The sequence below is a fragment of the Streptomyces sp. NPDC023573 genome, assembly GCF_055559735.1.
In genome coordinates this window covers 26,986-46,794 of record NZ_JBVHKB010000017.1, presented here as the reverse complement: position 1 = coordinate 46,794, position 19,809 = coordinate 26,986, and the positions used below count along the sequence as shown (strand labels likewise).

The 19,809-nt window shown below is 72.6% G+C and carries 18 protein-coding genes; 9 read left to right on the top strand and 9 right to left on the bottom strand.

Annotated elements, in window-relative coordinates; all coding sequences use genetic code 11:
• Positions 1-130 precede the first annotated feature (130 nt).
• Both ACZ32T_RS34870 and ACZ32T_RS34865 read left to right on the top strand, forming a co-directional pair.
• The gene (locus ACZ32T_RS34870; protein WP_467272968.1) at positions 131-1,696 is read left to right on the top strand and encodes a methyltransferase domain-containing protein; all 1,566 of its coding nucleotides are present in this window, start codon (positions 131-133) and stop codon (positions 1,694-1,696) included.
• Complete coding sequence (locus ACZ32T_RS34865; protein ID WP_467371412.1) at positions 1,693-3,087, top strand: FAD-binding oxidoreductase; 1,395 nt, start codon at positions 1,693-1,695, stop codon at positions 3,085-3,087. The genes ACZ32T_RS34870 and ACZ32T_RS34865 overlap by 4 nt, the downstream gene beginning before the upstream one ends.
• A gap of 73 nt (positions 3,088-3,160) precedes the next feature.
• Here ACZ32T_RS34865 and ACZ32T_RS34860 read toward each other — a convergent pair whose 3' ends face one another.
• Entirely contained in the window at positions 3,161-4,276 is a 1,116-nt protein-coding gene (locus ACZ32T_RS34860; RefSeq protein WP_467371410.1) for a DUF2855 family protein, read from the bottom strand.
• A gap of 96 nt (positions 4,277-4,372) precedes the next feature.
• Entirely contained in the window at positions 4,373-5,206 is an 834-nt protein-coding gene (locus ACZ32T_RS34855; RefSeq protein WP_467272965.1) for an SAM-dependent methyltransferase, read from the bottom strand.
• Positions 5,207-5,490: 284 nt separating this feature from the next.
• Here ACZ32T_RS34855 and ACZ32T_RS34850 point away from each other — a divergent pair, with 284 nt between their 5' ends.
• Positions 5,491-6,954: a multicopper oxidase family protein gene (locus tag ACZ32T_RS34850; protein ID WP_467371408.1), complete on the top strand. Its 1,464-nt coding sequence runs from the start codon at positions 5,491-5,493 to the stop codon at positions 6,952-6,954.
• A 65-nt stretch (positions 6,955-7,019) separates the two neighbouring features.
• On the opposite strand, the gene ACZ32T_RS34845 is transcribed toward ACZ32T_RS34850, so the two are convergent.
• The 3 genes from ACZ32T_RS34845 to ACZ32T_RS34835 form a co-directional block, all read right to left on the bottom strand.
• The gene (locus tag ACZ32T_RS34845) at positions 7,020-7,940 is read right to left on the bottom strand and encodes an oxidoreductase (RefSeq protein ID WP_467272963.1); all 921 of its coding nucleotides are present in this window, start codon (positions 7,938-7,940) and stop codon (positions 7,020-7,022) included.
• 49 nt (positions 7,941-7,989) lie between these two features.
• Positions 7,990-8,541: a carboxymuconolactone decarboxylase family protein gene (locus ACZ32T_RS34840; protein ID WP_467272962.1), complete on the bottom strand. Its 552-nt coding sequence runs from the start codon at positions 8,539-8,541 to the stop codon at positions 7,990-7,992.
• A 764-nt stretch (positions 8,542-9,305) separates the two neighbouring features.
• Entirely contained in the window at positions 9,306-9,914 is a 609-nt protein-coding gene (locus ACZ32T_RS34835; protein ID WP_467272960.1) for an acyl carrier protein, read from the bottom strand.
• Positions 9,915-10,196: 282 nt separating this feature from the next.
• Here ACZ32T_RS34835 and ACZ32T_RS34830 point away from each other — a divergent pair, with 282 nt between their 5' ends.
• Positions 10,197-11,432, top strand: coding sequence for a helix-turn-helix domain-containing protein (locus ACZ32T_RS34830; protein WP_467272958.1), 1,236 nt, complete (start codon positions 10,197-10,199; stop codon positions 11,430-11,432).
• Positions 11,433-11,981: 549 nt separating this feature from the next.
• Entirely contained in the window at positions 11,982-12,956 is a 975-nt protein-coding gene (locus ACZ32T_RS34825; RefSeq protein WP_467272956.1) for a proline dehydrogenase family protein, read from the top strand.
• A 27-nt stretch (positions 12,957-12,983) separates the two neighbouring features.
• Here the strand turns inward: ACZ32T_RS34825 and ACZ32T_RS34820 are convergent, their stop codons facing one another.
• The 3 genes from ACZ32T_RS34820 to ACZ32T_RS34810 all read right to left on the bottom strand — a co-directional run bounded on the left by ACZ32T_RS34820 (position 12,984) and on the right by ACZ32T_RS34810 (position 14,474).
• A complete protein-coding gene (locus tag ACZ32T_RS34820) occupies positions 12,984-13,628 on the bottom strand; it encodes a 4'-phosphopantetheinyl transferase family protein (RefSeq protein WP_467272954.1) in 645 nt (214 codons plus the stop codon).
• Between the two features lie 133 nt (positions 13,629-13,761).
• Complete coding sequence (locus tag ACZ32T_RS34815) at positions 13,762-14,142, bottom strand: hypothetical protein (RefSeq protein WP_467371406.1); 381 nt, start codon at positions 14,140-14,142, stop codon at positions 13,762-13,764.
• Between the two features lie 65 nt (positions 14,143-14,207).
• On the bottom strand, positions 14,208-14,474 hold the full coding sequence (locus tag ACZ32T_RS34810) for a hypothetical protein (RefSeq protein ID WP_467272950.1): 267 nt from the start codon (positions 14,472-14,474) through the stop codon (positions 14,208-14,210).
• A 285-nt stretch (positions 14,475-14,759) separates the two neighbouring features.
• On the opposite strand from ACZ32T_RS34810, the gene ACZ32T_RS34805 reads away from it, so the two are divergent.
• The 4 genes from ACZ32T_RS34805 to ACZ32T_RS34790 all read left to right on the top strand — a co-directional run bounded on the left by ACZ32T_RS34805 (position 14,760) and on the right by ACZ32T_RS34790 (position 18,735).
• Entirely contained in the window at positions 14,760-16,298 is a 1,539-nt protein-coding gene (locus ACZ32T_RS34805) for an aromatic amino acid lyase (RefSeq protein WP_467371447.1), read from the top strand.
• 71 nt (positions 16,299-16,369) lie between these two features.
• A complete protein-coding gene (locus ACZ32T_RS34800; RefSeq protein WP_467371404.1) occupies positions 16,370-16,762 on the top strand; it encodes a hypothetical protein in 393 nt (130 codons plus the stop codon).
• A 172-nt stretch (positions 16,763-16,934) separates the two neighbouring features.
• Positions 16,935-17,540: an NUDIX domain-containing protein gene (locus ACZ32T_RS34795; protein ID WP_467371402.1), complete on the top strand. Its 606-nt coding sequence runs from the start codon at positions 16,935-16,937 to the stop codon at positions 17,538-17,540.
• A gap of 148 nt (positions 17,541-17,688) precedes the next feature.
• Entirely contained in the window at positions 17,689-18,735 is a 1,047-nt protein-coding gene (locus ACZ32T_RS34790; protein WP_467272944.1) for a carboxymuconolactone decarboxylase family protein, read from the top strand.
• Between the two features lie 27 nt (positions 18,736-18,762).
• Here ACZ32T_RS34790 and ACZ32T_RS34785 read toward each other — a convergent pair whose 3' ends face one another.
• Positions 18,763-19,764: a prephenate dehydrogenase gene (locus ACZ32T_RS34785; RefSeq protein ID WP_467371400.1), complete on the bottom strand. Its 1,002-nt coding sequence runs from the start codon at positions 19,762-19,764 to the stop codon at positions 18,763-18,765.
• Positions 19,765-19,809: the final 45 nt, after the last annotated feature.

Genomic DNA, 19,809 nt, shown 5'->3' with positions numbered 1-19,809 from the left:
GTTCCCGTGTTGCGACCCGGTGCCCCGCGAACACCGCAATAGGTGAGATGCCGCGGGGAGCCGGCCGCAACAAGCTGGTCGCGCCGGCTCCCGCACCTTCGTCCTCCTTGTCCTCCTGAAAGGCTGCGCAATGACTGTGACGACCACCCGTCCGCCCGTCGTCGAGCTGCTCGGTTCCTTCGCCCGTGCGACGCCCGAGCAGTTGCCCGAAGAATTCGGGCGGTTGGCCGGAGCTGTCTGGAGCGCGGACGGCCCGACGGACCGGGCACCGGCTCTGACCCCTGCCCTCGTGACACTTCTCGACGAGGTGGACGACGTCCGCAAGGGGTACCTCGCCATCCTGCTCGGTCTGCTCGTCCAGACCGAGTTCCCCGCCATGAACGGCCCCCTGAGCACCGCGGTGCACGCCGGTGCCGACCGGTACCTGAGCGTACTGGGGCGCTGCACGAAGGACGATCCGCTCGGTCTCGCGCTGCTCTATCTCCTCGCGCACTTCCCCGACGACCGCGACCGCGTACTGGCCGCGTCCGCGCATCTGGAACTCGACGAACACGACCGCTCGCGGCTGGAGCGCTGTCTGAGCCGCCTCGACCCCGCCCGTCCCGACCTCGGCCGCGTGTGGCCCTCCCCCGCGGTGTGGCAGCTGGACGACGACGAGCAGAGCTTCGACCAGGAGTGGATCGGCAAGCTCACTCCCGAGCAGACCACCGTCAACTGGGACAACGACACCCGCACCGTGCTGGCGTACGTGGGTATGCGGGCCTACTGGGCGGTCCGGCACGGCATCCCCGCGGAGACCTCCTACCCGATTCCCGCGTCCGCGACGGAGCCGGTGACGGTCCCCGTGCCGACGGGCGAGGCGTTCGCCCGGCTGGACCGGGCGCTACGCTGCCCGTCCTGCCACGGGGGCCTCTCCTTCGGAGCCGACAGCGCCCGGTGCGCCCCCTGCGCAACGACGTACCCGATCGCCCAGGGCCTGCTCGATCTGTCGGCCGGCATCCGCGACAGTGCGCAGGAGGACTCCGAGGACGTCACCGCCGACCTGCTCCAGAAGCTCTCCGAGATGCCCAGCATGGGGCTGTACTACGAGTCGGTGCTGCGTCCCGCGTTCCTGCGGATCGCGGGTATGAACTGGGCCGATGAGGTCTCGCCCGCCGACGAGGACGCCTATCTCGCCGCGCACATCGACCCGGTGGACGGTCCCGTGCTCGACCTGGCGTGCGGGGCGGGCAGGTGGACGGCCGTGGTCGCGAGGACCGTGGGCGCCGGCCGGCTGCTCGCCCAGGACATGGGCGCCCCCATGCTGACGGCGATGCGTGCCCGGCTGCCCGAGGTCCCGGCCGTGATGGCCAGCGCCCTCGACCTGCCGTACGGGGACGGCACGCTGGCCGCGGTGAACTGCTGGAACGCGCTTCAGGCCTTCCCCGAGGAGGCGGCCACGGCCATCTCCGAGATCGGCCGTGTCCTACGGCCCGGGGGCACCTTCACCATGCTGACGTTCCGGTGGGCCGACGATCCGGTCGACCGCTACTTCCAGGGCGGCCACCACTTCCCGAGCCGGCCCGCGGGCATGCTGCTGTTCGAGCTGGACGAGATCAGGCAGTGGCTCACGGACGCCGGACTGACGATCCGTCACGAGACGGGCCCGGGCAGCTTCGTCATCCTCACCGCCGAGCGCACGGGGCAGCCGGCGTGATCGCGCCGGATGAGCGCCGGGCCGGGTTCGCCCTGCCCGGCGAGGGCGCCTACGACGCCGCGACGGCGGTCTTCAACCTGTACGCCCCGCTGCGCCCGGCGGCCGCGGTCACGGCTCACAGTGTCGACGACGTCCGGGCCGCGGTCCGGACGGCCGCGGCACAGGGCCTGAAGGTGCGCGTGCACTCGACAGGGCATTCCTCGGCGTCCGCCCGTCCCATGGACGACGCCCTGCTGATCCGCACCCGGCTGCGGGAGCCGGTCGGCATCGATGTCCAACGCCGGGTGGCACGGGTGGCGGCCGGTACGCAGTGGGGCGAGGTGGTCGAGGCGGCCGCTGCCCACGGGCTGGCGGCGCCCCACGGTTCGTCGCCGAACGTGGGGGTCGTCGGCTATCTGCTGCGGGGTGGCCTGAGTTTCTACGGCCGCGAGGCCGGCCTGGCCGCCAACAGTGTGCGCGCCGTAGAGCTGGTCACCGCCGACGGCGAACTGCGGCGTTCCGGCCCGGAGTCGGACCCGGAACTGTTCTGGGCCCTGCGCGGTGGTGGTGGCGGCCTGGGTGTCGTCACAGCTGTCGAGGTCGCGCTGTTCCCTGTGGCGAAAGTGGTCACGGGCGCGGCGTTCTGGCCGGTTTCCGACGCCCCCCGGCTGCTCGAACTGTGGCGCCGGTGGACCGAGGCCGCGCCACGGGAGGCGACGACGGCGGTGCGGGTGATGAACCTGCCCGAGCTGCCGGAGCTGCCGTCCGTGCTCACCCGGGGGCCGGTGCTGTGCCTGGACGGTGTGGTGGTCGCCGGTACCGGGGCGGAGGTGGCCCGCGCCGAGCGTCAGGCCGAGGAACTGCTCGCCCCGCTGCGTGCCGTGGCCACGCCGGTGTTCGACACCTGGCGGACGGCCGACGCCTGCGACGTTCCCGAGACGCACATGGACCCGCCGGAGCCCGTACCGGTGCACGGCGACCACTTCCTGCTCGGCGAGCTCGGGGCGAAGGGCGTCCAGGCGTTCCTGCGCGCGGTGGACCGGCCCGGCACGGCACTCGTGGCCGGCGAGCTGCGTCAGCTCGGCGGGGCGCTGGCGGAGCCGGATCCGGCAGGGGGTGCGCTGAACCACCTCGATGCGCGGTACGCCTACTCGGGTGCCGGTGTGCCCGTGGGGGGGATGACCGAAGAGGTCATCGACGAGCACTGTGCTCAGGTCCGGGCGGCACTCGCGCCGTGGGACACCGGCCGTACCGCGCCCACCTTCGTCGCGACCGCGGGCCAGCCCCAGGGCCATCTCGACGCCGACGCGGTGCGTGCCGTCGACGCGGTACGCAGGCGGGTGGACCCGCGGGGAGTGTTCCGTGGCGACATCGAGCCGGGGGCGACCGCGCTGCTCCCGGACCTGTCGTAGGCGGTACGTACGGCGGAGGGGCCGGAGCCCGGGAGGCCGGGCTCCGGCCCCTCCGCCGTACGGGGCAGGGCGGTCAGGAAGGGCTGACGACGGTCCCGGTGTGCGCGGGAAGTTCCCCGGCGAGCAGGGCCTCCAGGACCTCCAGGAGCGCGTCGGGGCCCTTCGGACGCCGGACGGAGAGCCATGAGGCGGATTCCTTCACGAACCGTTCCTCGGCGGCTCCGTACCGGGCCAGGTAGCTCTCGGCGCCCTCGGCGGCGATGATCCGCGCCTCCTCGGGCGGGGTGAAGAAGATCTCCGGCACCGGACCGGGCAGCCCCTGCGGAGGTTCGATCCGCGCGCCCGGGTGCGTGTATCCGACCAGCAGGGTCTGGGCCAGCTCGCCCGCGAAGTGTTCGTGGACCTGGCCCAGCCGTTCCGGCTGCCCGGTGAAGTCGACCAGGACCGCGGGCTCCTGGACCGGGGCCGAGGCGAGGCTGTCGTAGGTCACGACGCTGTCGTAGAGGCCGAGTCCGGCGACGAACGCCTCGTTGCGCGGAGAGGTGACGCCGATGACCGTGAGATCCTCCCGCCCCGCGAGCAGCCCGGCGAGGCCGATCGCGGTCTTGCACGAGGCGCTGGTGATCAGCACGGACCGGGGCACGGGGCCGTCGCGGTGGACGAGGAACTCGGACACGGGCGGGGTGTCCGTGCGGTGCACGAGACAGTCGGCGACGTTGTACGCCGCGGAGAACAGCGGACGCAGCAGGGTGGCCCGCTCGTCCGCCACGTCGCTGTCATCGGCCCACAGATAGGTCCGGTACCAGGGGTGCAGGAACTCCCGCTCGGGCGAGCTCTCGACGAAGCCGGTTTCGGTGGGCTCCACCATGAGCGTGACGTGGGTGCCCATCGGCAGATAGCCGTAGGCACGGTCGCCGACGGCGATGTCCGGGTGATTCGACTCCTCGACACGGGCGTATCCCCAGGCCGGCACCCTTCCGTAGCCGGGCGGACCGGGAAACGCCTCCCAGAAAGGGAGTTCGGAGTCGCCGAGGCGTACATATGTGGCGTTGTTGGCGGTCAGACCGAAGGTCTCGACCGCGAGCCGGACCTGGCCGGGCCTCAGGGTGTCCTTCGGTACCGGGCGGATCCGGCGTACGGTGACGTCGTCCCGCCTGACCAGCAGCTCCCACCTGTCCAGCTCGGGCACTTTGGTCTCCTTGGTCGACTGGCCGGGCATGTGAGCACCGGGCTCGCACACATCGTCCGGGCGGGCCGCCGGCCGGCGCATCTCCTGGTGTGCCCCTCAGCGGCGGGGCTTGCGGGCGGCCACGACGGCGTAGCCGATCTGGTCCTTGCGCGGAGCGAAGAACCCCCGGTGCAGCCGGGAGAACTGGGCGAGTTCGCCCTCGCCGAACTTCGCCGCGACCTCATCACGCCGGCCCATGGCCGTCTCCAGGTACTTGGACTTCATACCGAACACCCGCGGGCCGCACTGCGTGTACTCCTCGATCTCGAACCCCGCGCCGCGCAGGTGGCCGAGCCATTCGGTGAGGGTGGGCAGCACAGGCAGTTTCAGCGTCGTCATGAACCGCTCCACCCGCTCGGGCTCCGCGTCCGATTCCAGGCTGAAGTCCGAGAACGAGATGCGGCCGCCGGGCCTCAGCACCCGGAACAGCTCGCCCAGCACCTGCCCCAGGTCGGGGGCGTTCTGCAGCGACTCGAGTGCGAGTACCGCGTCGAAGGTCCCGTCCGCGAACGGCAGGTCCATGTAGTCCCCGTAGCGGAAGGCGATCCGGTCGTCGCCGATCTGTGCCGCGCCGGCCCGGGCACGCGCGGCGTCGAGCTCGAACCCGCTCACGGTCACACCGGTGACCCGGACCCCGTACTCCTTGGCGAGGTACACCGCGGTCTCCCCCGGACCGCACCCGGCGTCCAGGACGTGCTCGTCAGGACACAGACCCAGGGTCTCGGTGACCTTCCGGGTGGTGCGGTGCACGGCCTGCGGCAGGGAGGCCTCGTCGTCGCGGTCGTACCAGTACCACATGTGCAGCTGGCCGCCCCGGAACTCCTCGCCGATGGGCGTGCGTTCGTCGTAGTGCCTGCCGATGTCCGCGGGGCCGGTCAGTACGTCATCCATGGGGCCATGGTCGACGCCCGCCCCGGACAGGCACATCTCCGCGCTTGCTGTCCTGCGCCACGCCCGCTGGACCCGCCCCGCATGGAAAGCATTTTCGAAGGGGACAGCGCGGCGCCCCGGGTGTGAGGATTGCGGCGGCGGACAGCGCGCCAGGGCCGCGTACACACCCCTGGTGCCGGGCCGCCGCGGGCCGGCCCGAGCCGGGTGACCACCTCGCCCGCCCTCTGAACATTTTCCTGTCCACGTGCGCACCGATCGGGGAACAGATGTTTGACAGACGACGCGTGCTGACCATAGGCGCGGGCGTGGTCGTGGCAGGCGGGGCCGTGGGCGTCCTCAACGCCCGGGAGGGTACCGCCGGGGCCGGAGCTCCGCCGCGTCCTCAGGGCCACCGTCACGCCGCCCTCGCCGGCAACGCGAAGGCGAGCAGCAGGGCGGCCGCGACCCCGTTCGCCGTGAGGATGCCCGTCCCGCCGGTGCTGGCCCCGGTGCGGCGTCTCGCCGACGCCGATGTCTACAAGGTGGCCCTGCAGACCGCGCAGGCCGACATCCTGCCCGGTGTGAAGACCCCGGCCATCACCTACAACGGCACCTTCGTCGGTCCGACCATCCGTGCCCGTGCCGGGCGTGCGGTGCGCGTCAAGTACGTCAACCGTCTCGACAAGGGTGCCAACGTCCACCTCCACGGCGCGCACGTGCCCGCGAGCAGTGACGGCTACCCGACGGACCTCATCGCCTCGGGCGCCTCCCGTACGTACGAGTACCCGAACCAGCAGCTGGGCGCGACCCTCTGGTACCACGACCACACCCACCACATGGAGGCCGAGCACGTCTACCGGGGCATGCACGGCTTCTACCTGCTGGAGGGACCGGACGAGAAGGCGCTCAACCTGCCCCGCGGCAGCTACGACGTGCCGATCATGCTCCGCGACGCGCACTTCGACGCGAGCGGCGGTCTGATTCTCGACGTCGAGCACCCCGAGGCCCGGTCCACCTATCTCGTCAACGGCCGCCCGCAGCCCTACTTCCCGGTGGCCGCGCGCAAGTACCGTTTCCGGCTGCTCAACTCGTCCATCTACAAGGTCTTCGAGCTCGACCTCGGCGGGGCGGAGATGGTGCAGATCGCCTCCGACGGCGGGCTCCTCCCCGAGCCGGTCACCCGGACCAAGCTGGTGCTGGCACCGGCCGAGCGGGCGGAGATCGTGGTGGACTTCTCCCGCCACGCGGTCGGCAGCAAGCTGGTGCTCTCCGACGCCACCGGGCCGGTGATGCGGTTCGACGTGAACCGCAGGGCCCGGGACCACAGCACGGTGCCCGCGCGACTGCGCGCGCTGCCCCCGCTGGCCACCCCGACGAGGACCCGTCCGATGAAACTGGCGGTCGCGCCCTCGAAGATGGCGTACGCGATCAACGACCTGTCGTGGGACGCGGACCGGGTGGACACCACCATCAAGAACGGCACCACGGAGATCTGGAACGTCTACAACGCGGACACCGTCGACTCGGAGTTCGGCGGCATCGACCACACCTTCCACCTGCACCTGGTGCAGTTCCGGGTGCTGGACCGGGACGGCAGACCGCCGCTGCCCGGCGAGGAGGGGTTCAAGGACACCGTGCTCGTGCGGCCGGGCGAGAGGCTGCGCCTGCAGGCCACGTTCACCGGCTCTCCGGGGAAGTACGTCTACCACTGCCACATGCAGGAGCACAACGTGGCGGGAATGATGGCCCAGATGGAGATCGTCGACTAGGAACACGACAGGAGCGGGGGCCGGCGTCAGCCGGCCCCCGCTCCTGTCGTCGCCCGCACAGCCGGTCAGAAGCGGTGGGTGACGCCGGTCAGGCGCTCGGACTCGTCCCACAGGCGGCGCCGGGTCCCGGGGCCGCGGGCCGAACGGCCCGGCCGGACGAGACCCGGATACCCCTTCGTCCCGGTCGTACCGAGCGGGCCGTAGTACTCGCCGCCCCGGACGGCCGGGTCGGTGGCCGCGCGCAGACCTGGCAGCATGCCCATCTCGGCCGGCTGGAGGAACAGAGGAGCGAGCACCGGCCCGGTCCGGCGCACGGCTGCCGGGAAGTCCCTGCCCAGCCCGGTGGAGGTCAGGCCCGGGTGGGCCGCCACCGAGAGGGTGTCCGCGCCCGCCCCGGCCAGCCGGCGCTGGAGTTCCAGGGCGAACATCAGGTTGGCCAGCTTGGACTGGTTGTAGGCCCGGTACCTGTTGTAGCGGCGCTCGCCGTTCAGGTCGTCGAACTCGATCCGGCCCAGCTTGTGGACGTGACTGCTGATCGTCACGACGCGAGCGCCCGCGGCGGCCCTCAGGGCGGGCAGGAGCAGTCCGGTGAGCGCGAAGTGGCCGAGGTGGTTGGTGGCGAACTGCAGCTCATGTCCGTCCACGGTCCTGGTCCTCCCGCTCCACATCACACCCGCGTTGTTGACCAGGATGTCGATGCGGGGGCAGAGCTCGCGCAGTTCCCCGGCCGCCTGCCGTACGGACGCCAGGTCGGCGAGGTCGAGCCGCTGCACCGTCGGGCGGGCCGCGGGGGCGGCCGCCCCGATCCGGGCCGCGGCGAGCGCGCCGCGGTCGGGGTCGCGTACCGCGAGCACGACACGGGCGCCGCGCCGCGCGAGCGTTCTGGCCGTGTGGAACCCGATCCCGGAGCTCGCTCCGGTGACCACCGCGGTGCGTCCTGTGAGGTCCGGGACGTCGAGAGCGGTCCACCTGCGCCTGGCACCCATGCGGTACTCCCCCTCTCCTGTGGCGACGCCGCTGTCTGCGGGCGCGCGGTCAGTGCACCGGTGCGGCCTCGTCGCGGTAGCCGCGGGACACGATCCGTTCCGCCGCGCGCGTGTAGTAGCCGGGTTCCGACGGCAGTGCGGTGGCGAGGCAGTCGACGTAGCGGTTGTACATGCAGAAGGCCGCGGCTATCAGCACCGTGTCGTGCAGGTCGGTGTCATCGGCACCCTCGGCGCGAGCGTCCGTGACCGCCTTCTCGGAGACGGGGCCGGCGGCCTCCTGGACCTCGGCCGCGATCCGCAGCAGGGCGCGCAGTCTGCCGCTGACAGGTGCCGTTCCGGGGTCGGCCAGAACCGCGGCGACCAGGGCCTGGCCGCCGGGGAGCTGTGCCGCTGCGAAGGCACTGTGCGAGGCGGAGCAGAACTCGGTGCCGTTGAGCTCGGAGACGTACGCCGCGATCAGCTCGCGCTCACCCGCGCTCAGCGAGGACGGTGAGCGCAGGAGCGCGTCGGCGAGGGCCCCCAGTGGCTGTGCGGTGTCGGGCCGGTTGGCCAGCAGGCCGTTGATCCCGGGGAGGTTGTTGTCGAGCTGGATGTGTGGCACGGAAGGCCCCTTGTCAGCAAGCGTGAGGCGTCGTACGGGACGTCAGCACCCGCTGGGCGCCAGGTGCGGAGCGGGCTCTTCGGCGAAGGACCGGGCCGGCGTCCGCCGTTCGCATCCGGTGGACGCGGCTCCCGGCGGCCCCGGCCGGGCGGGATCAGGGCCACTCGACGCCTTCGCCGGAATCGGCACGGCCGTCGGTCACGGTGAGAACGATACGCATGTCGGCTCCTCGGAGAAGGCGGGATACAGGCACGGAGGCCCGGCCACGATCCGTGGGAAGGCTCCCGATCACAGGAAGGTACTGAGCTCCGCAGAGCATGGCAATGTTTTGCCAGACTTTGGCAACTTGCCTGTATGGCAGGGGTGACCCCTCTCAGCCGTTCCGGTACGCCGGTCGCGGGGGCACGAGGGAGCCGTGCGGGCCGCGGCCCCGCGGGGAAGGCGGCCGGCGCGGGGAGCCGTCACAGCACGCGGAAAGCCCTCGCCCCGGCCTGGTGAACCGGGCCGGGGCGAGGGCGGGGAGGGTCTGCGCCAGGATCTTCCGTCTGGATCAGGCTGGGTCAGGGAGCGGGGTCCGGTGGTGGGGCGCCTCCCACGCCGTTCAGGCCGTGGGGGCATCACAAGGAGGAGGAGGAGGAGGAGGAGGGAGGGAGGGAGGGAGGCGACGCGGAGCGCCGCCGGCTGACGACGATGCCGCGAGGTGCGGTGCCAGGGCACGCGAGCCGGGCGTGATCCAGACGAGAGGCCCTTGGTCAGGAGGGGCCTCAGGCGGCCCGGCGCCGGAGCAGCGGGGCGGGTCGCAGCACCTCGGTGAGCAGAGCGCTCACCAGCTGGGTCTGTTCGGCCAGCGTCGTGGCGGTCAGAATGTCGCGCACCGAGACCACGGTGCCGAACTCCTTGCTGACGCGCCGCACGAGCCGGGTACCCAGGAGGGAGTCCCCGCCCAGGGTGAAGAAGTCCGAGCCGTCGGACGGCTCCGGGCAGCCGAGCAGATCGCACCACTGTTCGGACAGGAACGTCCGGACGTCGCCCGCCGTGACGGGCGGGCGGACACTCCCGGACGCACCGCGGGAGCGCAGCAGGTGGACGAGGGCGATCTGGTCGCCCAGATTCCGCCGCGACATGTCGTGCAGCGGGATCGCGACGCCGAACTCCTTGCTGACGCGCCGCACGAGCCGCGTGAACAGCAGCGAGTCCCCGCCGCGGGCGAAGAAGTCGGCATGCTCGGTGAGATCCCGGCAGCCGAGCAGATCGCTCCAGGCACGGAACACGAACTCCCGCACCGCCTCCTGGGCGTGGTCGGCGGGTGCGTCGGAGGCGCCTGCCCGGTCGGTACCGGCCATGGCGACGACTGCAGAGCGGTCACGGTTCATTTTCGCCACTCCTGTGGACATCGTCGGCTGGCATCTTATTGCCCACTACCGTACGGCCATCGCCATCCACTTGGCAACAACTTTCCTATGTTCATGGCAAGTTGTGTTGCCCGACAGCCCTCTCCGGTCGCCCCGATCCGGCACTCCTGGAGGCCAGGCGTTTGCCAGCCCGTATACTTCCCGGATACCCTTTGGCACAATTGGAACGAACAGCGTGACACGAAGACGGCAACACGATCGGGTTCGGAATCTCTGTCATCCATCATCCGTTGGGGCGTACACGTGCTGGAGCAGCCATCCTTCGGCCGCCGACTGAGGCAACTGAGGACTGAGCGCGGCCTGTCGCAGGCCGTAGTCGCCGGGGACGGTATGTCGACCGGCTATCTTTCGCGTCTGGAGTCAGGCGCACGCCAGCCCACCGACCGTGCCGTGGCACACCTGGCGGGGCAGCTGGGCATCAGCCCCTCGGAGTTCGAGGAATCCCGGGCCACCTCGCTCGCCCAGATACTGTCGCTCGCCACCTCCCTCGAATCCGACGAGACCAGCGAGCTGCTGGCAGAGGCGCTGGAGTCGGCGCACGGACAGGAGCCGATGCTTCGCTGGCAGGCCCTGTGGCTGCTCGGCCAGTGGAAGCGCCGTCACGGCGATCAGGCGGCCGAGCGTGTCTACCTGGACCAACTCGCCGCACTCAGCGAGGAGATCGGCCTGGCCGAACTGCGCGCGCGGGCACTCACCCAGCTGGCCAGGTCCCTGCGCGTCAGCGGCGAGATCGTCCCCGCGGTCGAGGCCGCCGGGACGGCCTACCGGCTGGCCCGGGAGAACGACCTCACGACCCAGGACGTGGCCGCCGCGCTGCTGGTCCTGGTGTCCGTGGAGGCAGAGGCGGGCCGGATGCCGGACGCCCGTCGGCACGCGGCAGAGCTGACCTCCCTGGTGCAGGGCCGCTCCGACACCCTGTGGGCCGAATCGCTGTGGACCGCCGGCGCGCTCAAGGTGCGCGAGGGCGAGTTCGGTATGGCACGGGACCTCTTCCAGCAGGCTCTGGACGGCTTCGACAGCCGCGAGAACCTCACGATCTGGCTGCGCCTGCGGGTGGCCATGGCCGAACTCCACCTGCAGAAGTTCCCGCCCGAGCCCGACGCCGCCCAGCGGTGCATCGAGGCCGCCGAGGCGGCGCTTCCCTTCGCCCGCACACCCGCGCTCGAACAGTCGCTGACCGCTCTGCGGGCCCGGCTCGCCTTCCACGAGGGCCGGTTCGCCGATACCCGCGCGCTGCTGGACCGGCTCGGCCGGACCGAGCTGCGTCTGCCGTACCAGACCCGCGTGCGCCTGGAGGTCCTCGGTAACCAGCTGCGGATCCTGGACGGCGAGGAGGACGAAGGCCTGGCCGGCCTGCAGACCCTCGCCCTGCAGGCCCAGGAGAACTCCAACGTCGATCTCGCCGCGGAGATCTGGCGGCTGGCCGCCGAGTGCCTGATGAAGGCCCGCGACAAGGCTCAGAGAACCCCCGCCGGCTGACACCCGTCCTGCCGGGCGGCGGCTCCGGCGAGGCGTCCGCCTCGCTGACGGCCGCCGCACAGGGCACCACCGCCCGGTGACCAGGCGGTGGCGGATGCCCCCGTGGCGCAGGCCGGGCCGGCGTGCGCGACCGCGACCGCGACCGTATGTCTGCCGCCGCGTGAGGGCTGCGCTCGCGATCGCCGCTCGAACGAGCCGCCCCGTTCTCCCCCTTACGCGCCGTACGGCTGAACCGCAGTCGTCCCGGGCCAGGAAACCCCTGGAAGCGCCCGATGCCTGCCCACAGCACTCATCGATATTGCCAACCTGGCCCCTTGCGTGGCAATATTTTGCCCGAGAGTGGCAAATTTGGCATGTCGAGCAGGCCGGTCCTTCGGCCAGGGAGCGGCGGATCATGTGCATCACCAGGCAGAACAGGCATTTTCCCGCCGCTTCCGCACTCCCGTCCGCTCATCCGGTTGGCAATATTTTGCCAGAGGCCTTCACCGACGATCCGTGCGCGTGGGGCTGGGCGCCCCTGCGTACCGAGACGAATACCGAGGCGCTGCCATGACCAACGAGCTCTCCCAGCGTGCTCTGCTGGAATCCGCGGCCGAGGGGCTGCGCAAACTGGCCACCGATACCCGCTGCCGTGTCGCGTTCGCCGCCCCCGGCTCGGTGCTGCAGGACATCCTCTCCCCCGCCGCGCGGCGCTACGTACTGGCTCCCGACCGGGCCGGGTTCCTGGAACAGGTCGGAAAGCTGCGGGCGAAGGGCTACCTGGTGACCGCCGAATGCGCCGCACCTCACCAGAACGCCGACGATCCGGCGCAGATCGAACAGGTCGTCCAGGAGTATCTGAGCCTGCTCGTAGCCGAACCGGCCCCCGACCGCCTCGGCTTCGAACTGTCCCAGGTGGGCCTCGCCCGCTCCTCGCGCCTCGCGGTGGAGAACACCGCGCGCATCGCGGCGGCGGCGGCCAGGCACGGCGGCGAGATCGTCCTCAGCATGGAACGCCCGTCAGGCGTCGACGCGGTGCTCGCCGCGTACCGCCAGCTCTCGGGCCGCTACGCGAACGTGGGGGTCACCCTCCAGGCGCACCTGCACCGCACCGAGCACGACGCCGCGCTGCTGGCCCGGCCCGACCGCACGATCCGGCTGGTCAAAGGGGCCTTTCCCGAACCGCCCCACATCGCTCTGCCCCGCGGGCCGGCCCTCGACGACCGGTTCCTCGACCTCGCGCAGAGCCTCCTGGACCGCGGGGTCCGGCTGAGCCTGGCCACCCAGGACCCCGTGGTGCTCGCCGCGGCGCAGGAGCGCGGACTGCTGGAGCGCGTCACTGAGGTGGAGATGCTGCACGGCGTGCGGCCGGAGCTGCTGCGACGCTACCTCGAGGCCGGGCTGGCGTGCCGGATCTACGCCACGTACGGAACGAACTGGTGGCTCCACCTGCTCCAGCGCCTGGCCGAGCACCCGCCGATGGTCCTCAGGGCACTGGCCGACATCGGCTCCGGCCGCACCGACACCGTCGGACTCGGCTACTGACCCGGCCTCCAGGGGCCACGGCCGGGCCTAGGCCGGCCGGGCCTCCTTCCGTACCGCTACGGCGGCCGCGTATCCGTGAGGCACGGCGACGTCCTCCACCCGCCAGCCGGGCAGCCCGGCCGCCGCCGGGCCGGTGCCGAGATAGTCCAGCGCCGGGCTGCGGGCGAGGCCGGTACCGAGCCCCTTGAGGTAGGCCTCCTTGCGCACCCAGGCCCGCGCGAAGGCGTCGGGGCGGTCGGCTTCGGAACAGGCCGCCAGTTCCGCCTCCTCCCGGGGATGGAGCACACCCTTGATCTCGTCGGCGGCCTCGGCCGAGCCCTTGGTCTGTACGTCCGCTCCGACGGGCGTCGCGGCGAAGGCGAGCAGCGCGAGGTCGCCGCTGTGCGAGAGCGAGAAGTGCAGGGGCGCGTCCGGGTCCTCGGGCGCGGGTCTCCCGTGCGGTCCGCCGCAGCAAGGACAGGGCTCGCGCCGGAAGCGGACCCGGTCGGCAGCGATCCCGGTCTGGGCTCCGAGCAGCTGCCTCAGGGCCACATGAGCGGTGACGTAGCACCGGCGGTCCGCGCTGCGGCTCAGCGCGGCGGCCCGGTCCCGTTCCGTGTCGTCGAGCACGAGACGAGCGAGCTCCGCCACCTTCTCGGGGTGTGTGGTCGCATCCGCCAGCCACAGGTGCACGGCACCGTCGGACAGCCGCGGCGCACCGGGAGGCGCCCCGGGGATCAGCAGTCCGGGAATCAGCGGTGCGGGTGGCGCGGGGGCTGGCCACCGTGAGCTGGGGACAGCGGGCAGCGGACGGCGGACAGCGAGGTCAGTACGCATGGCCGGTGGCCGTCGCGGCGACGAACCGGTACACGTCGTCCAGGAAGCCGTCCGTGTGCCGGACTCCGTCCGCCCCGTACTCGTGCTCCGTCAGGACGGGCAGCAGGTCCGCCAGGAGCGCGGCCAGTTCGCCGCCGTTCTCCTGGACGAGGGCGACGGCCCCCTCCCACAACGCGGCGCGCACCCGCTCCGCGGTGAGCAGACCGTCGCCCGCCGCCGCGACGGTGAGCAGGCCGGCGATGCGCCGTTCCAGCGCAGTGGGCGCCCAGGCGCCGCACCGCGCGTGCGCGGCGAGTGCGTCCAGGCGGTCGCGCGGATGCGCCTTCGCCGCCCGTGGCGTGCTCAGGAGCTGTGCTGAGATGCTCGGCATGGTGACTCCTCACGGAGGGGTGGGTGTCGGACGGGAGACCGTGCGCGGCCCCCGGCTGCGGGCTCTCAGAAGGAGGTGGCGGGTACGCCGACGACGTGGCGGGCCGTCCCGCCGTACGTGTCGGAGAAGGCCCTCCGACCGGTCGGCCCCGCGTCGGACGCCGGACCTCCGGTCGCGGACCGCCCGGTCGTGTCGAGCGGCGGGCGGTAGTCCCCGGGGTCCGGCTCGATGCAGTCCCCTGCCGGTTGGAGCACCCTGGCGTCGCTCTGACCGGCGATCGTGTCCGGATGTCCTTCGGTCACGGACTCCGAGGCGAACAGTGTCCCAGCCATGCCCAGTGATTCCTCTCGGAGATCAGGAACGCGGTGCCGTCGCGTGTGTCTGCGGGCACACCACGGCGCGCGCGTGGAGTCACTGTCCATCCAAAGGACGGACGCGCCCGGAGGACACAGGGACTTGGCCAAGTGTCGGAAGGGTCCGCCCGCCGAGCGCACTCAGGCAGGTCCGGGGGACCGGGGCGGGAGAACCGGGCCGGTTCTGCGCACGGGAGAAGACGCCCCCGGCGGCGGCGGGTCCGAGAATGTTCCTTCTCAGCAGGGAAGGGGCGGACGTTGTCGGTGTTCGGGACCAGGGTCGATTCCGTGGTCCTCGACGGGGAGAGCCTGACCGTCGAGGCCGTCCGCAGAGTTGCCGAGCAGAACGCCGCGGTGACTCTGACGGAGGGAACGCTGTCCGGGGTGCTCCGGAGCCGGGCAGCCCTGGAGGACCTCCTGCGCAAGGGCGTTCCCGTGGAGGGGGTCACCCTGTTCCGGCAAGGCGGCCGGTGGGTCCGCGTCGACGCCGGTGAGGAGCATACGTACCAGACCAATCTGGTGCGCGCCCACAGCACGGGCATCGGTCCCCCGTTCGCCGAGGACGAGGCCAGGGCGATCGTCTCGGCCCTGCTGAACTCGCTGGCCAAGGGGTACTCCGCGGTACGGCCACAGGTGCTGGAGCGGCTGGCACGGTATCTGAACGAGGGGATCGTCCCCTCCGTTCCCGAGCTCGGTTCACCGGGCGCGGGGGGCGACTCGGTGCCGCTCGCCCACATCGCGGGCACGCTGATCGGTGAGGGCCATGTCCTGCGGGACGGCAGACGGACGGGGACCGCCCGCCTTCTGCGCGAGCTGGGGCTGGCGCCACTGCGGCTGCGTTTCAAGGAGGGGCGGGCGCTGATCGGCGGCAGTGCCGCGACGACCGGCCTCGGCTCCCTGGTGGTGGCACGCGCCCTGGACCAGGTGCGCCAGGCCGAGATCGTCGCGGCGCTGCTGACCGGGGCGCTCGGAGGCTTTGCCGGGCCACCTCCCGCCGCCGGGCACCCCGGACGCCCGCACCGGGGGCAGACCGACACGGCCGCCGGCCTGCGCGACCTGCTGCGCGGTGGTGAGCCGCCGGAACAGCCCTCTGCCGAGGGGACGTTCGCCCTGCGGGCCGCACTTCAGGTGCTCGGGGCCGTACGGCACACGCTGTACCAGGCGGTGGACACGCTGGAGAGCGAGCTCAACTCGGCCGGTGACGACCCGCTGTTCCTCGAGGGCGGGGAGGTCGCCCAGGGCGCGAACGGGCACGGGCAGCCGGTCGCGTTCGCCATGGACTTCGTGACGATCGCCCTCGTCCAGCTCGGCGTACTGGCCGAGCGGCAGCTCAGCCGGCTCCTGAGCTGCGGTCCCGACGGGGTGCTGCCCGCCTCCCTCATGGCCGCCGACCCGGTGCTGCACCACGGGTTCGCCGCGGCCCGGTACCCGGCGACGGCCCTCGTCGCGGAGAACCGCACCATAGGCCCCGCCAGCACCCAGTCCGTTCCGGCCGCCGGTGACGGCCCCGGCATCGCGGGCATGGGACTCGTCGCGGCCCGCGGTACCCGGCGGGTGCTGGAGAACAACAACCGGATCCTCGCGGTGGTGCTCCTCGCCGCCGTCCAGGCCGTCGACGTCGGACGGCGGTTCGACGAGCTCGGGCCCGCGGCCCAGGCGGCGTACGACACGGTGCGTTCGCTGGTGCCGCCGCTGGGCGTGGACCGGTCGATGGCCGAGGACATCGAGCTGATCACCACCGCGCTGTCCCGGGGCGAAGTGCTCCGGGAGGTCTGCCGGACCGGAACCGTCGCCCTGCGCTGACACGGTTCCCTCCGGGCACCACGCCGTGGCCGAGGCCGGCCCCGGCTCCCACCCGGCAAGGGAGGCAGAGCATGAGCGACATCCGCCCAGCGGCCCGAAGGGCCGAGAGCGAACCGGCGGCGGTGCTCCACGCGGCGGCCGCCGCGTCCACCGCCTACACCGCGGCGGCCGCGAGGTGCGCGGCCACGGCGCTGGTACAGATGTTCGTCGACCAGGGGGTGTTCGGCGTCGCCCTCCACGGCCCGGATCCGGACGAGGACCCGGCGCGCGCACCCGTGTCCGCGCCCGGGGCCACGGAGCCCACCGACTGGGACCGGATGCGTGCCGCCGTCGCGCAGGCCGAGGCACGACGTGCCACGGACAGCGGTGGGCCGGCCGTCCCGCCGCTGAGCCTGGCGGGCGAGGTGCCGGCCCGGGCCGGGGTCCGCGGACCCGCGCTGCGAGCCGTGCCGCCCGCCGCTTGAGGTCTGCCCGGGGCAGTGGACCGGCGTGAACGCGGCCCTGGATGCCCGGCCGGGGAGCACCGTGCGAGGGCGGCCGCAGGCCGGAAATCAGCACGGGGGAAGTGGGTGCCCGTACGCCGCGTGCATACGGTGGGCGGGCGACGGTCGGCGAGCGAGAAACGGCGGTACGGCGATGTCCCAGCCCGCAGAGCCCCAGCCCGGGATCATCCGGCCGGTCTCCTCCCGCGAGGTGTACCGCAATCCGTGGCTGTCGTTGCGCGAGGACGTGGTGGAGCGCCCGGACGGCACCCAGGGCATCTACTCGGTGGTCGACCGGCCCGACTTCGCCGTGGTGATCGCCGCCGATGACGGCGGATTCCACCTGGTCGACCAGTACCGGTACCCGACCGGCGCGCGCCGATGGGAGTTCCCGCAGGGCTGTTTCCCGCAGGGACGCACCGGCACGGCCGAGGAACTGGGCCGTGCCGAACTGTCCGAGGAGACGGGGCTGAGCGCCCGGTCGTGGACCGCGCTCGGCACGCTCAGCGCCTGGCACGGCGCCAGCGGGCAGGAAGCGACTGTGTTCCTGGCCACCGGCCTGCGTTCCGGCGTGCCCCGGCGCGAGCACGAGGAGCAGGACATGCGCCACCGCTGGTTCGCACGCGCGGAGTTCGAACGGATGGTCCGCGAGGGTGCCATCCGCGACGACTCCACCCTGGCCGCCTATCTGCTTCTGCTGCTCCACGAGCGGACAGCGTCCTCGGGCCTGTCCGGTGAGGTTTCGGGCACCGGACGGTGAGGCCCTCGCGTCGCTCCCGCACGGGCGCGTGACGCTTCGACGGCACCCTCCTCCAGCAGTTCTGAGGATGCGTCACACCGGGCCTCGAGGCCAGGATCAGGTGCACGTCATGCCTGCCGTCGGCGGGAGGCGGGACCCAGGGAGGTGCATGACAGTGAGACCGGTTGTCAGGGCGGTGCTGCGGGGGGCGCTCAAGGACGTGCGGTACGTGCGGGCGGTCGCGCCCGCCGAGGCCCGCGGGCCGGTGGCCGAGGTGTACGCACAGGTGGAGCGGGACTTCGGGGTGCTGGCCCCGCCGGTGGCCCTGCACTCGCCGGCCCCCGGCCCGCTCGCCGCGGGCTGGGTGATGCTGCGTGAGACGCTGCTGGTCGAAGGGGCTGCGGGCCGGGCCGCCAAGGAGGTCACTGCGACCGCGGTCTCCGAGGCCAACTCCTGCGCGTACTGCGTCGATGTGCACCGGGCCACGCTCCGGACGCTGGGGCCGGAGCCTGTGGGCGCCGATGCCGCGCTCGCCACGTGGGCCCGCACGACGGGCCGTCGTGACGAGGAGAACCGGGAGGCGCCCGTCCTGCTGTTCTCCGCCGCCGGAGCCGCCGAGATCCAGGGGGTGGCCGTCACCTTCCACTACGTCAACCGGATGGTCGCACTCTTCCTCGCCGACTCCCCCGTGCCCGGCCGGACCCCCGGAATCCTGCGCGGCACCATCCTGCGTACGGTCGCCCGCACCATGCGGCCGGTGGCTCCGGGACCGCTGCGGGCCGGGGAGTCGCTCGCCCTTCTGCCTGCCGCGCCCCTGCCGGCCGGCCTGGAGTGGGCGCGGGGGAACCCGGTGGTGGCCGACGCGCTGGGGCGGGCGGTGGCGGCTGTGGACGACGCGGCGCGCTGGGTGCCCGAGCCGGTGCGCGAGCGGCTGCGGGAGCGGCTGGCCGGGTGGGACGGCGGCCCGGTGGGTCCTGGCCGGGCCTGGCTCGGCCGGGCGCTGGCCGGTCTGCCGGCGGACTGTCTGCCCGCCGCGCGGCTCGCCCTGCTGACCGCGTTCGCCGCGTACCAGGTCACTGACGGCGATGTGGACGCGTTCCGTGAGCACCGCCCCGGTGACCGGGAGCTGATCGAGCTCACCTCCTGGGCCGCCCTGACCACCGCCGTCCATGTCGGCACCCGGCTGGCCGTTCCCCGCCCGGCGCCCGGACACTGAGCCCCGCGCGCCGCCGGCGCCGGGCGGTCATCCGGCGAAGCGGTGGACGCGCGGCATCGGCCCGGCGGGTGTGCCCGGCCGCAGGCGCGGTGAGCGCTGCTGTGCCCGGTGCGGGCCGTGCGGGAGCGGAGTGAGGGCAGCCAGGGGCAGTTCCCGGGGCAGGGGAGCCTGCGGGGGGCGCGCGGCGAGGAGCGCCGCGCGGCCCAGGCTCCCCCGGGCCACCAGCTCGCCCGCGGCGTCCGAGGGAACGGCGCCGCCCTTCCTCAGCTCTGCTGCGAACAGGGCGAGTTCGCTGGCCATCCGCTCCACCGCGTCCGCCACCGAGGAGGCGTTCTGGCCCAGGATGTCGGCCCACAGCCGGGGGTCGCTTCCCGCGATCCGGGTGGTGTCGCCCACCCCGGTGCCGGCCAGCGACAGCACCTCGGGCCCGAGGTCGGTGAGCTGGGCGGCGAGCGCGGAGGAGACCACCTGCGGTACGTGCGAGAGGGCGGCGGCCGCCCGGTCGTGCGCGGCCGGTGTCAGGTCCTTGCGCCGGCCTCCGCACAGCGACACCAGCGCGTCGACGGCGCAGAGCGCGTCGGGCTCGACGGTGGGGTACGGGCAGAGGATCCAGGGCTTCCCGGCGAACAGGTCCGCTTGCGCCGCGCCGGGGCCGGAGAGCTCCCGGCCCGCCATCGGGTGTCCGGGTACGTAACCGAGCACGTCGCAGCCGCGCAGTTCGGCCTCCGTCCAGATGTGCTCCTTGACGCCGGCCACGTCGGTGTAGGCGCGGCCGAGCCCCCGGGCCTGGGCGTCGTACAGGGCGTCCACGACGGTGGACGGCGGAGTGGCGATCACCACGAGGTCGGCGACCGGGGTGTCCTCGGTCAGCACGCTCCCGGCCCCCATCCGGCGGGCCTGGTCCAGTGCCTCGCCGTCGAGGTCGTCGAGGGCGACCCGCACCCCGGCCCGGGTCAGGGCCAGCGCGATGGACGTACCGATCAGGCCGCAGCCGATCACGATGACGCGTTCCAGGCCGGTGCTTGTCATGTGTCTTCTCCTGGTGGGCTTCTGGCGCGGATACAGGGGCAGCGG